This is a genomic window from Colwellia sp. MB3u-55 (assembly GCF_014076785.1).
Classification (GTDB): Bacteria; Pseudomonadota; Gammaproteobacteria; order Enterobacterales; family Alteromonadaceae; genus Colwellia_A.
This window is the reverse complement of sequence record NZ_JACGUS010000123.1, coordinates 64,083-78,876: the sequence shown is the minus strand read 5'-3', so window position 1 is coordinate 78,876 and position 14,794 is coordinate 64,083. Positions and strand designations below refer to the sequence as shown.

Genomic DNA, 14,794 nt, shown 5'->3' with positions numbered 1-14,794 from the left:
TACGGATCACCATATGGAGCCTACATATGGTCAAAAAGTAAAAACTCACTTTGAACAAGCGCTACTAAGAAAAGGTTTAAAACAGTAAAAAGTACCCTTAAATATCTCTACCCTTTTAATATATTTTAACTTTCTTAAGTTTGACAAAAAATATAAAGTCGATAATAGTCTTTTAGTAAAGTGAAGATGATTATCCAAACATTTAAAAACTACCATACGGAAATTAACCATCTTAATTCCCGTCCCAGTATGGGAATAAAATTTATATATTTATTTAAAAAAATAAAAAAGCGAACCATTTCTGATTCGCCTTTCTTAATTTCATCTAAAGTTTCCAACTACATTTACAGTTTCCAACTTGATGTCACTGGTTTCCAACTCTAAGTGTTGTGATCAAAAATAAAATTAATCGATATAACTTTCAATTGGAGGACATGAACAAATTAAGTTACGGTCTCCGTAAACATCATCAATACGGTTAACTGTTGGCCAAAATTTATTTTTTGCTGCAGCAGGAACTGGGAATACCGCTTCTTTAATAGAATAACCACGTTCCCAAGTATCAGTAATATCCGCTAACGTATGAGGAGCATTATGCAATGGGTTGTCGTCACTTGACCATTCACCTGATTCAACTTTACGTACTTCATCGCGAATAGAAACCATCGCTTCAACGAAACGGTCAAGTTCAACTTTAGACTCTGACTCTGTAGGCTCAATCATGAAAGTACCCGCTACTGGGAACGACATGGTCGGTGCGTGAAAACCATAATCAATTAAACGTTTTGCTATATCAACTTCACTAATACCCGATGTTGCTTTAAGTGGACGTAAATCAATAATACATTCATGAGCTACACGACCATTTTTTCCTGCATATAAAAGTGGGTAATGTTGGCTTAATTTTTTAGCTAAATAATTAGCATTAGTAATCGCATATTTAGTCGCATCTGTAACGCCCTGCTTACCTAACATTGCACAGTAGAGGTAAGAGATACATAAAATACCTGCACTACCAAAGGGTGCTGCTGCAACTGCTCCATTACCTTTAGTGCTTTCATCAACGTTAATTAATGCATGATCAGGCAAGAATGGCGCAAGGTGTGCTTTAACGCCGATAGGTCCCATACCTGGGCCACCGCCACCGTGTGGAATAGCAAAAGTTTTATGCAAGTTCAAGTGAGAAACATCTGCACCAATATAACCTGGAGATGTTACACCTACTTGTGCGTTCATATTTGCACCGTCGAGGTAAACTTGACCACCATGGTCATGAACGATGTTACAAATTTCTGCTACGCTTGTTTCATATACACCATGCGTTGACGGGTAGGTGATCATAATACAGGCAAGATTGTCGGCCATTTCGCTTGCTTTGGTACGCAAGTCGTCCATATCAACGTTACCTTCTTTATCACAAGCAACAACAACAACTTTCATGCCAACCATTTGCGCAGACGCAGGGTTTGTACCGTGAGCAGAAGATGGAATTAAACAAATATTACGATGTGCATCGCCACGACTTTCATGATATTTAACAATCGCGATTAACCCCGCATACTCACCTTGAGCACCAGAATTTGGTTGCATTGAAATGTTGTCGTAACCCGTTAGTTCAACTAACCAATCGCCTAACTCGTCAATCATTTGCTTATAACCTTGAGCTTGGTCAATGGGCGCAAATGGGTGCATGTTAGCGAATTCAGGCCATGAAACTGGGATCATCTGTGCTGTTGCATTTAACTTCATCGTACAAGAACCCAAAGAAATCATTGAATGATTCAATGCTAAATCTTTGTTTTCTAATCTTTTGATATAACGAAGCATTTCTGTTTCGCTGTGGTATGAATTAAATACCGGGTGAGTCAATATTTCAGATTCACGTACTAATGCGGCGGGAATTGAAGAATGACCGCTACTCACTATTTTGTCGTCAAGGTCGCTAACGTCTAAACCATGACCTACACCTAATAATATATCGAATAAGCCAGCAATATCAGCACGAGTGGTTGTTTCATCGAGAGAAATACTAATTTGACCCGCAACATCAGTGCGGAAGTTAACACCTGCAGCTAATGCGCGTGCAACGATTTCTTCTTTATTATCTAAATTGAACGTTAAGGTATCAAAGTAGTTAGCATGAATAGCCGTTAAGCCTTTGGTTGATGTACCTAAACATAAAATATCTGCGAAACGATGAATACGATTAGCAATGATTTTCAAGCCCTTAGGACCATGATAAACCGCGTAAAACGCCGCCATGTTAGCTAAGAGTACTTGAGCAGTACAAATGTTTGAGTTAGCTTTTTCTCGGCGAATATGTTGTTCGCGAGTTTGCATTGCCATACGCAATGCAGCGTTACCACGGGTATCTTTAGAAACACCAATAATACGACCAGGTAATGAACGTTTGTATTTCTCAGAGGTAGTAAAAAATGCAGCGTGTGGTCCGCCGTAGCCCATTGGAACACCAAAACGTTGGCTTGAACCAATAACGGCATCAGCACCTAATTCACCTGGTGCTTTTAACATTACTAAACTCATGATATCGGCGGCTACCGCAACAATGCCTTTGTTTGCGTGAATTTTTTCAATTAACTCACTAATATCTGTAATTTCACCCGATGCACTTGGGTATTGTAGCAAAGCACCAAAAACATCATGGTCAGCGGCTTCGTGAGCGGGAGCAACGATAACGTCAAAATCAAACATTTCTGCACGCTGTTTAACAAGATCGATAGTTTGTGGATAAACATCACTTGAGATAAAGAATAAGTTTGATTTTTTGTTTTTAGAAACACGTTTGGCTAATGCCATAGCCTCAGCAGCTGCAGTACCTTCATCTAACAATGAAGCAGAAGCTAGTTCAAGACCGGTAAGGTCGATACACATTTGCTGGTAGTTTAATAATGATTCTAAACGACCTTGAGCAATTTCTGGTTGGTATGGCGTGTAAGCTGTGTACCAGCCTGGATTTTCTAACACATTACGCAAAATTACGTTCGGTGTTAATGTGCCGTAGTAACCTAAACCAATGTAGGTGTCGTTTACTTTGTTCAAGCTTGCAACCGCTTTTAAATCACTTAAGGCTTGCGCTTCTGTTTTACTTTCTTCAATCGCAGGCAATGCTGATAAACGAATATCACTTGGTACGATTTCATTGATAAGTGCGTCAACCGACTCTGCGCCAATGTCATTTAACATCGCTTGAGTTTGTTCGGCATTAGGGCCAATGTGACGACGAATAAAGTCTTGAGTTTGCTCTAAATAAGCAAGTGATTTTGATTGAGTAGTCATAAAACAGCTTCTCTTAAGTGGGTAATTAATTAACTGGGTCTTTAGTTACTGCGTAACTAAAATAAAGCCCAAAAAAATCAGTTGGAGGCTTAATAACAGATTTCGTAAACAGTTAGCTTTTAGGCAATGCATTAAAGTTATCAGTCTTATGAGCTTAGTAAGCCTTTAGCTAAAGGTTTACTAAGCAAGTGAGTTAGACGAGTAACAAAAGCAACGCAGCATGAAAGCTAAATGTGCCCAAAATTAGTCTTCGTCAATAGAGTTCGCGTAACCATCAGCATCTAATAAAGCATCTAACTCTGCTTCATCAGCTAACTGAACCTTGAATAACCAACCAGCGCCAAAAGCGTCTGAGTTAACTAATTCAGGAGAATCTTCTAAGTCTTCATTTACTTCAATAACTTTTCCTGAAACGGGTGCGTAGATGTCTGAAGCTGCTTTTACAGATTCTGCTACTGCAACGTCGTCACCAGTACTGATCTCATCATCAACATCTGGTAATTCAACAAATACCATGTCACCTAATAAGTCTTGTGCATGTTCAGTGATACCAACCGTAACTACGCCGTTACCTTCTTGACGTACCCATTCGTGTGATGTTGCATATTTTAGTTCTGAAGGAATGTTGCTCATTTTTTATTTTCCTGAGGTTAATTATTGTTTATCGTAAACTCAATTTTAATTGTCGCTATTGGCTAACAATTAAATACTATAGCTTAATTATTCTTCTATATTGGACAAGCGTAAATAGACTTACCCTCGACCAACATTGTCATTCTACTTGCTTTTCTAACAAAATTTTATGATTAAAAATTAATTAAAAAACTTTTTTGCCATTGCGAACAAAACCAGCTTTGATCACTTTAACATTCACTAATTTTTTACGCATTTCTACTTCAACAGTGTCGCCTGGGCTTACGCTGCGAGGAACACGAGCCATAGCAATACTGTGACCTAATGTTGGCGAGAATGTACCTGAGGTAATAATACCTTCACCAAATGGTGTAATCACTTTTAAGCCAGTGCGTAATACACCTTTTTCTTCAAAAACTAAACCAACAAGTTTAGGTTGGTCGCCAGCAGCTTTTTGGGCAGTTAATACTTCACGGCCAATAAAGTTACGATCTGTTGGTTCCCAGCTAATGGTCCATGCCATGTTAGCCGCTAATGGCGAAACAGTTTCGTCCATATCTAAACCATAAAGATTCATGCCAGCTTCTAAGCGCAAGGTATCACGCGCGCCTAAACCACAAGGTGCAACACCTGCGTCAAGTAGTTTTTGCCATAAATCTGCTGCTTGGTCTTCTGGAACCACTATTTCATAACCATCTTCACCGGTATAACCCGTGGTGGCAATGAATAAATCGCCGGCTTGAACACCAAAGAATGGCTTCATACCTTCAACAGCTTGTGTTTGCTCTGGTGTTAATAGTGAAGCTACTTTAGTTTTAGCTTGAGGACCTTGCACGGCAATCATGCCAAATTCAGGACGTTCGTTAATTGTAATGTCGAAACCAGCCGATTGTTCATTCATCCACGCTAAATCTTTTACGCGCGTTGCTGAATTAACAACCAAACGATAATAAGTTTCAGTGAAAAAATAAATGATCAAATCATCAATAACACCACCTTCGTGATTAAGCATACCGGTATAAAGGGCTTTACCTTCAACGGCTAATTTTGCAACATCATTAATCACTAAACGGCGTAAATATGCTTTGGCATCAACACCTTTAATATCAACAATGGTCATGTGTGAAACATCAAACATGCCGGCATCAGTTCGAACAGCATTATGCTCTTCTATTTGCGAGCCGTAGTTAATTGGCATTTCCCAGCCGTGAAAATCAACTAGTTTTGCGCCAGCTTCGATGTGCTTAGCATGTAATACGGTTTTATTAGTCATCGTATGTATTCCACTTTAATTGTTGAATTCACCATTAAGCCAAGCTTAAAGGTCGTATATTTACAAAATAATTGGCCAGATTATAGCCGCGCAAAGCAACCGATTCAACTAAAAACAAAGAAAACAGCCAATAATACAAATTTTAAACCAGATAAATATTTTAATCCAAATTTAATTTTTAAAAATACAGCTTTTGAAAATTATAATCAGTTTTACTTCATTAAAAAATAGAATCTTGGGTTTTTATTTTGTGTTTTTTACTGACATTTTTTTTCAGGAGAACTTATTAATTTAAAAGCTAATAATATCAAAAGGAAGGAGAAACATCAGGACGTTTATAAAATTATTTTTCATTGATTAACCATACACTTAAAAGACAATCATTAGATAAGTTATTTAAAACAGAGCAAACGTTATTACAAGCTATTACGGTCATGTAAAAAGCGTTTACTTAAATGCTCAAAGCAACGTTAATTTTAAAATAACTTGTCTTTGATTTTTGCAAGTTTAGGTAAATCACTTTTCAAACCCAATGCTTGTTTAATTAAGACTTGCTTAACGGGCTTTAAGTTATTAATTAAAGACAACCCCAGACCTCTCAACAATTTTATAGCGCCTTGTTGAGGTGTAAACACTTGTTTAATTGACTCCATTGCCGCAACCATTTCGGTTGCTTCGGCTTTACGCCAACGCGAATATTCATTTAACAAACGAGTGGTTAACCAAGCGTCATTAGGGGATTTTTGTTGGGTTATTTTGTCATTAATAATTTGCGCCAATGATACCGCGTCAAGTAAACCTAAATTAACGCCCTGGCCTGCTAATGGATGAATAGTATGAGCAGCGTCACCCACCAAAGCAATACGCTCTTGAACGAAGCTTTGGGCGATACGCATAGTTAGCGGATGAGTAAAACGTTTACTCTGCAGTTCAATATTCCCTAATTTCCCATCACTTGCTGCCGTTAATGCTTTTGAAAACTCTATTGGGGTTAAGCCATTTAAACGAATTGCATCTTCGGGGGATGTAGACCAAACAATCGAACATAAGTCTTGCGTTCCATGAGCGTCGTTAAGTGGCAGTAGCGCTAAAGGGCCAGTTTCTAGAAAAACTTGCCATGCAGTATTTTGGTGTCCTTGAGAACATTTTACCGTAGCAACAATAGCATGATGATCATAATCACGAAAAGTTAAGGGGAACGCCATTTGACGTCTAACCCAAGAATTTGCGCCATCAGCACCAACCACTAATTTAGCGGTTATTGGCATAGGGTTGCCGTTAGTTGATGTAAAACTAACAAAAGCCTCACTTTCACCAATACTTATATTACTTAAGGTATTTTCAGTATAAAAAATTATACCTTGATCTACTTGTGCTTTTTGCCAAAGACTCTGACGTATAACGCTATTTTCAACGATCCAACCTAGCTGTTCATTGGCTGAGGTATCGGCTAAATCGTCACAAGAAAAAAGTAACTTGCCAAAGCCGGCTTTATCCCAAACATGCATATCAGTATAAGCTTGAATACGTTTTTGTTGAATTAATGGCCAAACATCCAGATTATCAAAAATTTGTTTACTGGCGACATTCAGCGCACTAACTCGAACATCAGGCTGTTCTGATAATTCATCCGGCGGTGAAGTGTCAACAATTGCAACGGTTAACTGTGTTTGCTGACGTAGCGCTAAAGCTAAGGTTAAGCCCACCATGCCACCGCCAACAATTAATACATCAAATTTTTGCATGTTATTCTTCTTAATTTTAAAATGGCTTTACGTTAGGTTAACTTAGTATTTTTTGTAACCTTGGTTTCACCCTTAATAACCCATCGTTTTTCTAACGAGGCGACTTTTTAAAGGTGATAAATAATTCATGACTTTCAAACCAACATTTCGACCTATAACTAAAGGGGGTAATTTATTTGAAAAAAGTGTCACTAACGAATCAGTTAAACCAATGACTTGCTGATGATCTAACTTTCGTTGCGAGGCATAATGACTTAACAGAGAAAACTGTCCAATGTCTTGATTGTTATTTAAGGCTACTTTGATCAGTTCCACCATTTGCTTAACATCTCTTACACCTAAATTAAAACCTTGTCCGGCAATAGGATGAATTGTGTGAGAAGCATTACCAATAAGTGCCATCCGATGAAAAACCTGTTCATCAGCCATTAATAATTTAAGCGAATAAACATCGCGTTTACCCACTTGGGTTATTGCGCCAAGCCAATTACCAAAAGCATTTTCAAGTTCATCTTGGAATTGTTTATCGCTAAGTGCTAGCATTTTATCTGCTTGTTCAGGCAGTAATGTCCACACCAAAGAACAACGACTATCACTTGTTGCGCTCCCCTGTTTCGACAACGGTAACATCGCGATAGGACCATTATCAGTAAAGCGTTCAAAAGCCAAATTGTTGTGGGCAATAGCCGTACTTACATTGGTAATAAGTGCCGATTGACCGTAGTGAGACTCTTGCACCGCAATGTTAGCAAATTTTCGACAGGCCGAATGAACACCATCACAGGCTAATAGTAATTTCGCGCTAAGCTTTACTGTTGAATTAAGCGTCAGTTCAACCTGCTCTTTTTGCCAAGTAATATCAGTTATTTTATCGGGAGTGAACCAAGTGATATTACCTATTATTTTGTTTTTCTCTTTTAAACGGCTTAATAATGCTTGCCCAAGCAATGACATTTCAACAACAAAGCCGAGTGCATTAACTTGATGATGCTCAGCATAAAGTCGAGCTTTACCGTAAAAGCCTCGATCAGAGATATGAATGTTTTTAATAGGCTCGGCTAGATGCTTTAATTGTTGCCAAACGCCTAAACGTTCTAAATAGGTCGCTGTGCCATGTGAAAGCGCTAACACACGATCATCAAAAGTTAATCTTGGATCTTCTAATACCGGGTGAGCTTCAACAATGGCAATAGATAGCGGCTGACCCTGTTGTTTTTTGCAGTCGATCAAACTCAGCGCCATTAATGCACCAGATAAACCACCACCAGAAATTACGATATCGAATTCTTTTTTCATAGTTACTTTTTTAGCTATTTAATACAGTCGTTTAAGATAAAGCGTCAAAGTGAAATGCTAAGTTCATTGCCAATTTTTCATTGGACTGTGAAATAAAACATTGATTGATGATTGCTGCCTGAATGTAAATACGTAAATCTATGATGACAAGTTCATATGGCAATGTGAATTGACGATAAAAAAAGTCAGTTAATTATTCGCAGTCATTAGTTGTTCAATTTCAGCAATTGATTTTGGCGCATTTACCGTTAAGTTTTCATGACCTTGATCAGTTACTGCTATATTATCTTCAATTCTTATTGCTATACCGCGCCATTTTTTATCAACACTATAATCATCAAGTGGAATATAAATGCCCGGCTCTATGGTCATCACCATACCTTGTTCAAACGCTCGACATTGCTCGCGTTTATTATTTGACTGATAATCACCAACGTCATGAACATCTAACCCCAACCAATGCCCTAAGCCATGAATAAAATACTTTTTACAGGCTTTGTCCTCAAGTAACTGATCTAAATTCCCAGACAATATACCTAAACGATGTAAACCTGAAGTCAAGAAGTTATTCACTAAAACATTAAGCTCGACAAAGGTTGCATTTGGCTTTATTGCATCAATCGCTAAGTTCTGTGCATCTAGCACCAGTTGATAGACTTCTCGTTGTGCTAATGTGAACTTGCCATTTGCAGGAAAGGTGCGAGTAATGTCAGCCGCATAGCCGCTAAGTTCACCACCGGCGTCAATCAACACCAATTCGTTATTTTTCAGTACGTCATCATTGTTGGTGTAATGTAAAATATTGCCATTATCGCCACAGGCAACGATACTGCCATAAGCGGGATGCCTTGCACCATTACTGGCAAATTCATGTAGTATTTCCGCTTCTAATTGATATTCAAATTTACCAATCACTGACTGTTTCATCGCTCTGGCATGAGCCGCACCGCTAATAATATTTACTTGGCGCATAATATCGAGCTCGCCAGCACTTTTAATTAAACGCATTTCTTCAATAATATTTCGACAATCTACCAGTAGTGTCGGTGCTTTTACGCCAAGGCGGTTTTGCGCTTTAACTGCTGATAACCATGCATATATTTGGCTATCAAAGCGGCTACTTTTTCCTTGGCAAAACAACAAGTGACTTTTATCCGCAATATAATTAGGGAGGTATTGATCTATTTCAGTTAGTGGAAAACATTCATCTACACCATAATGATCTACCGCTAACGCTTGTCCTACCCGCCTACCGTGCCAGACTTCTTGAAGGGCATTTTTTTCAAGGTTAAATAAAATACTTTGTTGATTTTCTTCGCCCTTACCAGCAGATTTAATCAGCACTAAAATAGCATCAGGTTCGTTATATCCTGTTAGATAATAGAAACTTTTATTTTGGCAAAAAGCATATTCGGTATCATTGCTACGCGTGACTTCTTGTCCAGCGGAAAATATCGCAATAGAATTTTCTGGCATCGAGGTAAAAAATTGAGCACGACGTTGGATAAATTCTGCCAAAGGTAATAAAGTATTTTTAACTAAAGTTGATGTATTCATGACTTAATCTTTTTTTAGTGGACAGTATCTTCTGCGCTTTTACTTTCTGGCGGTGAGCCGAGCTCGGTAAAACACAATAAAGCAGAAATTCTGACATATTCAGCTATTTCAAAATAGGCTTGCTCGGTATCTTCGTCTTCTTCCATTTCGTCAGACAAATTAGAGATTTCAGCAAAATCAATAAGGACTTCTTTAACGTCTTCTGATAATACCGCTTTGTTTTTTTGTTGTAGGCCGAACCCTAAATTGAAGCCTTGTACCCAAACACTTAAAGCATGACCACGTTCAACTATACTATCGTCATCATCGGGTAACGTTAATTGAAAACCATAAGAGTCATCAATAATGTCATGCCAAACTTTTGCAAACATTGATTTGACCAACGACTTAACGGCACGAGGTAAACCTTCACCGTTATTAAACAAGTCATTAATCATCACGATATAGTCCTCACTTTCAAAGGTAAACCCGGCACAAACTAAGCCAGTTAATACCCCATGTAATTCAGCGCCATGGACGGTAACACTTTCTGTTGTAAGAATTGCTTGCACTGAGGCAAAGTCTAAAGAGGTTTCGTTGGACATGTTTTAATCATCAATAAAATTCGTGAGTTAATGCAAGGTATCGTAACATTCACGCTTTTATGATGCTAGAGATTAAAAGGAGAAAACCCTAGAGAACGCTTGCATAGTGTACTGCTCATCGCTATAGTGCTCAGATATGTATATATTACTATTAATTAAGATGTTTTTTTGAGAATCAGCCTGTTATGAGTCAACACTCGGTTACCATTGAAGTTGCTAATAGAAGACTAAAGATTTCATGTCCTAGCGGGCAAGAGTCGTCTTTACTATTAGCCGCGGAAGAGTTAAACCAACGTTTACTAACAGACAGTAAAACTTGTTCTATAAAGACACCTGAACAATCACTAGTAATGACTGCACTTAACTTATCTAATGATTTATTAGCTGCTCGTAAAGAAATTATCGATGAACGTGCTGCGCTGCAAAGTAAAATTGATTTACTACAAGCGACTATCAAACAAGCTGTAATTTCCGAATACCTCAAGAAAGCTTGATTTTTCAGCAACCTCTGTTCACTAAAAAAACAAACAAACTTAAGTTACAAAAAAACACTTAAATCGCTTTGAAAAATTAGCTATACTAACTTCGTCTTCTGGGGTGTTTGTATGTTAACTATGTCCCTGAGCCGATAAGTTTTAACTAAGGAAGTTGATTATTAACTATTGCGCAAGCCCGGCTCGTATCGGGAAGCCTACGGTTGAAATGATACCTCCGCCCTGAACACCCGGTGTTCAGGACTAAAGTCGACTGCGGCACCTTGGAAGCATCCTTTTCGTACAATAATTTAATAAATTATTGTATGGCTTATTTGTTTAGTCAAAATCGAATAAATTCGCGCAACGCTAGAAAAAATAAAGTGCTCACGATTAAAGATGGCTCCTTGCCCAATAAAGGCAATAAGCATCACAGCTATGGCGAACACTTTTGAAAAACTTGTACATATAAACCTCCAAATACAATTCGCGCAACCTTATAAAAGTTTCGTCATGATATGAGAACAAACATAAATCAGTTTATATTGATTCACTGTCAAATGTTAACGATGAGCTGACGAATAGGTTCTTAATTATAGTACTTGGTCATCAAGAACGATACGCCTAAATAATTAACTAAAAAAGAATGGCGTTGCCATAAAACGATCGTTAGGCGTTAGCGCATTAATATTAATTTCACTCATGAATTCAGGACAAGTCTGTCGGGCTATGCCCCTTTTTACTTTTGAAAGTCATAGTGAATTTCAAGCAGTATTTCACTGCTAAAAACATAAAAAATCATAACAAAACGTTATTATTATAATAACAATTGATAATTTTTTATTAAGCAACATTAGGCGTAGTATTACCTCATCGAAACGAAGTAAGAACTAATCAATATAATGTTGGAGTAAGTTATGAAAATGAATCACGTAGGCCTCATGGTTGGCGATATGAATAAAGCGGTTGAGTTTTACACTAAAGCGCTCGGTCTAAAGATTGTAATGGGCAACACCAAGGTAAAAGAAGAACGCGAGACTGCCATTGGTAGAATGTGTGTGGCTGTTTTTGGTGAAGGTTTCAAAGGCTTTAATATTGCACATTTAGTAACAACTGACGGCATTGGTGTTGAGATGTTTGAAATGAAAGAGCGGCAAGAACGTCACGACGTTGATTTTTCACGCTTAGGTATATTCCATTTCTGTCTTCAAACAGACGACTTTGAAGGTGCGATGGCGCGCACAGAACAATATGGTGGAAAAGTACGTATGGACGTTATGCGCTACCATCCAGAAGACGAGACTAGACAAGCAAAAATGGTGTATTTAGAAGACCCGTTTGGCAACTTATTTGAGCTTTATTCGCATTCTTACGAAGAAACTTACGCTTCTGATTACGAGTAATAAATTTAAAATAACACACGTAAAAAATTATTTGAAGGCTACCTAAGAGTAGCCTTTTTTGTGTCTTTTTGTCGAAGAAGAATAACTTTGCCTTTACTCGTGAAGGTATCTATAAAATATACCACGTTGCTTAATCCAATTTTAAAGAGATAAATAACCAGCACCATTGATAAAATACGAATGATACGTATAAAATTCGAATATCAATAAATAGATAATAAGATTAGATTCAAGATAGTATTTTGTATAAAACAATTTAATTATCTCTTTAGCATGCCATCTATGCGACGACTTATTTAAAGTCTCAACCATAAATAGCTAAACATATACATTAATAATTAGCGACATTAAACCCTATTGAGATGTTAATACTTAAGCTCAAAAAATACTAAGTTAATATTAAGAGAATTTAAAGAGCTTCAAAGTTAGGTGTTGTTCGAGGATACTCACTTTAATTATTAACGATAACAGGACTTTTCATTTTCACTAGACAGTTTATCATTCAAAAAATCAGTTTCCTTAAAGTTAACAGGTAAAACGACGCCTTCACGTAAGAGACGAATTTTCACTGATTTAGAATTTTTAAGAATTAAATATAACTGATAATGATATTGATTCGCATTAACATTAGTGTTAATGTTACCGCAATAAAAAAAGCATCATGTAAATTTATATTATTTATAACTTAAAGGTCTCTCATGAAAACGAACATAAAAGCTCTTGTGCTAGCAATAGCAGCATCCTTAACTTTGTCAGCATGTGGTGGTTCAAGCACTAACGAAGCAAGCCCTGAACCTGTTGTGCCAGCTAACACCGCCCCAACAGATGTTGCAATTAGCAATATTACTGTAGACGAAAATTCTGCAGGCGCAGTTATTGGAACATTGTCAGCAACTGATGCAAACTCAGGTGATACATTTACCTATACAACTGATAACGAACTGTTTGCTATTACTGGCGATGAATTAAGTTTAAAAACTGACGCTATGGCTAACTTTGAAAATGCTGAATCTTTGGCTACCAATATCACAGTTACAGACAGTGGAGGCCTTTCATTTTCGAAAGAAGTCACTATTACTGTTAATGACTTATTGGATACTTATAAATTTGAAAGTAAATTAATTACAGATGAATCAAGTGTTGGTTATACGGGACAAATCGCTCGTCATGCGTTAATTTCTGAATTAACCAGCTATATTGGTGGTGGACTACAAGCTGATATAGACGCAAATGTATTTGCAGATAAAGCAGCGGTACTTGCTAAGTTAAACTCATATTTTCGTACTACGAGTAATCAATATGAAAACAACTTTTCGTTGACCTTCTTGGTTGATACCAAACAACCATTCATTACCAATATCTCTTCAAGCGCTAAAAACTTAGTCGGTAAAATAGCGGGTCGTGATGCAAGCCGTATGCGCAAAGACTGGACTGATGGTACTAGTTTTGTTGGCGCGGGCGCGGGCATGACACCAGAAACGTTAGTTGACGCTTATTTTGATCAATTGGCTGATAACGCGGTTGATGCTAATATTCGCCTCGATGAAGCAACAAATAATCCTATCACTAAAGTTTATGTCAATACTGATGGCACTGACTTAAAACAATTGCTTCAAAAGTTCTTATTGATGAGCATCACCTACTCTCAAGCTACTGATGATTATTTAGATGAAGGCTTAGCCATAGACAATATTGATCCCCGTGGTACTGGTAAAGCAGATACTGCTCTTGAACATGGTTTTGATGAAGGTTTTGGTTACTTTGGCGCTGCTCGTAATTATTTAGAATATACCGATAAAGAGATTGCTGGAAAAGTTAAGGCTGACGATGCAACCACAGGTCGTACTGATTGGAATGGTAAACATGACACTGACGGTGATGGCTTATTTGATTTAACATCAGAAGTAAATTTAGGTAGCTCTGCTAATGCAGCTAAACGTGACATCGGCTCTGCAAGTAATGCCAATCCAACGAATTATACTAAAGATGCCATGGAAGCATTCTTATCAGCTCGTAAAATGATTAATGATAACGTAGGTTCTGTATTTACTGCAGAGCAAACAACCGCACTTGAAACACAGCGTGATAATATCGTTCATGCATGGGAAAAAGCCATTGCTGCTACCGTTGTTCATTATATTAATGACCTTCGTGGAGATTTAGCTAAATCAGGCGACGATTATAGCTACGAAGACGTTGCTAAACACTGGTCTGAAATGAAAGGCTTTGCATTAGGCTTACAATTTAATCCTCATTCGCCAATCACAGATGCAGAGTTTGCTGAGATTCACAGTTACTTTGGACAAAAGCCAGTATTGCTCCCATTTGGCTCTGCTGATAAAACAGCTGTAACTACTTACATTGCTGACCTAGAGAAAGCGCGTGATATATTGCAAGAAGCATTGGGCTTAGATGCTGACAACGTTGCTAATTGGTAGTATTTTAAGTTAAGACTAAACCAAGCCTTAAGTTGTTTCGTATAAAGGCTTGGTTATTATTTATTTGTGAATAATTTTTATAGAATAGTCACAAA

10 protein-coding genes and 1 other RNA gene are annotated in these 14,794 nt (G+C 37.6%); 4 read left to right on the top strand and 7 right to left on the bottom strand.

The window, feature by feature from the left end; genetic code table 11:
- Positions 1 to 405: 405 nt before the first annotated feature.
- The 7 genes from gcvP to H4J66_RS19590 form a co-directional block, all read right to left on the bottom strand.
- Positions 406 to 3,297, bottom strand: coding sequence for an aminomethyl-transferring glycine dehydrogenase (gcvP, locus tag H4J66_RS19620; RefSeq protein WP_182176596.1), 2,892 nt, complete (start codon positions 3,295 to 3,297; stop codon positions 406 to 408).
- Between the two features lie 243 nt (positions 3,298 to 3,540).
- Complete coding sequence (gene gcvH / locus H4J66_RS19615; RefSeq protein WP_182176595.1) at positions 3,541 to 3,930, bottom strand: glycine cleavage system protein GcvH; 390 nt, start codon at positions 3,928 to 3,930, stop codon at positions 3,541 to 3,543.
- 184 nt (positions 3,931 to 4,114) lie between these two features.
- The gene (gene gcvT / locus H4J66_RS19610; protein WP_182176594.1) at positions 4,115 to 5,203 is read right to left on the bottom strand and encodes a glycine cleavage system aminomethyltransferase GcvT; all 1,089 of its coding nucleotides are present in this window, start codon (positions 5,201 to 5,203) and stop codon (positions 4,115 to 4,117) included.
- Positions 5,204 to 5,679: 476 nt separating this feature from the next.
- On the bottom strand, positions 5,680 to 6,948 hold the full coding sequence (locus H4J66_RS19605; RefSeq protein ID WP_182176593.1) for a UbiH/UbiF/VisC/COQ6 family ubiquinone biosynthesis hydroxylase: 1,269 nt from the start codon (positions 6,946 to 6,948) through the stop codon (positions 5,680 to 5,682).
- A 72-nt stretch (positions 6,949 to 7,020) separates the two neighbouring features.
- Positions 7,021 to 8,244 carry a 2-octaprenyl-6-methoxyphenyl hydroxylase gene (gene ubiH, locus H4J66_RS19600; protein ID WP_182176592.1) on the bottom strand — a complete coding sequence of 408 codons (1,224 nt, stop codon included), beginning with the start codon at positions 8,242 to 8,244 and terminating at the stop codon, positions 7,021 to 7,023.
- 189 nt (positions 8,245 to 8,433) lie between these two features.
- Positions 8,434 to 9,801, bottom strand: a complete 1,368-nt coding sequence (gene pepP / locus H4J66_RS19595) for a Xaa-Pro aminopeptidase (protein ID WP_182176591.1) — start codon at positions 9,799 to 9,801, stop codon at positions 8,434 to 8,436.
- A gap of 14 nt (positions 9,802 to 9,815) precedes the next feature.
- The gene (locus H4J66_RS19590; protein WP_182176590.1) at positions 9,816 to 10,385 is read right to left on the bottom strand and encodes a UPF0149 family protein; all 570 of its coding nucleotides are present in this window, start codon (positions 10,383 to 10,385) and stop codon (positions 9,816 to 9,818) included.
- Between the two features lie 185 nt (positions 10,386 to 10,570).
- Between H4J66_RS19590 and H4J66_RS19585 the strand changes: the two genes are divergently transcribed.
- The 4 genes from H4J66_RS19585 to H4J66_RS19570 all read left to right on the top strand — a co-directional run bounded on the left by H4J66_RS19585 (position 10,571) and on the right by H4J66_RS19570 (position 14,699).
- Positions 10,571 to 10,879 carry a cell division protein ZapA gene (locus H4J66_RS19585; RefSeq protein ID WP_070374245.1) on the top strand — a complete coding sequence of 103 codons (309 nt, stop codon included), beginning with the start codon at positions 10,571 to 10,573 and terminating at the stop codon, positions 10,877 to 10,879.
- 92 nt (positions 10,880 to 10,971) lie between these two features.
- Positions 10,972 to 11,153: non-coding RNA, 6S RNA (gene ssrS / locus H4J66_RS19580), on the top strand.
- Positions 11,154 to 11,775: 622 nt separating this feature from the next.
- Positions 11,776 to 12,261 (top strand): VOC family protein, encoded by a 486-nt coding sequence (locus tag H4J66_RS19575; protein WP_182176589.1) that lies wholly within the window; start codon positions 11,776 to 11,778, stop codon positions 12,259 to 12,261.
- A gap of 698 nt (positions 12,262 to 12,959) precedes the next feature.
- Positions 12,960 to 14,699, top strand: coding sequence for a cadherin repeat domain-containing protein (locus H4J66_RS19570; RefSeq protein WP_182176588.1), 1,740 nt, complete (start codon positions 12,960 to 12,962; stop codon positions 14,697 to 14,699).
- Positions 14,700 to 14,794: the final 95 nt, after the last annotated feature.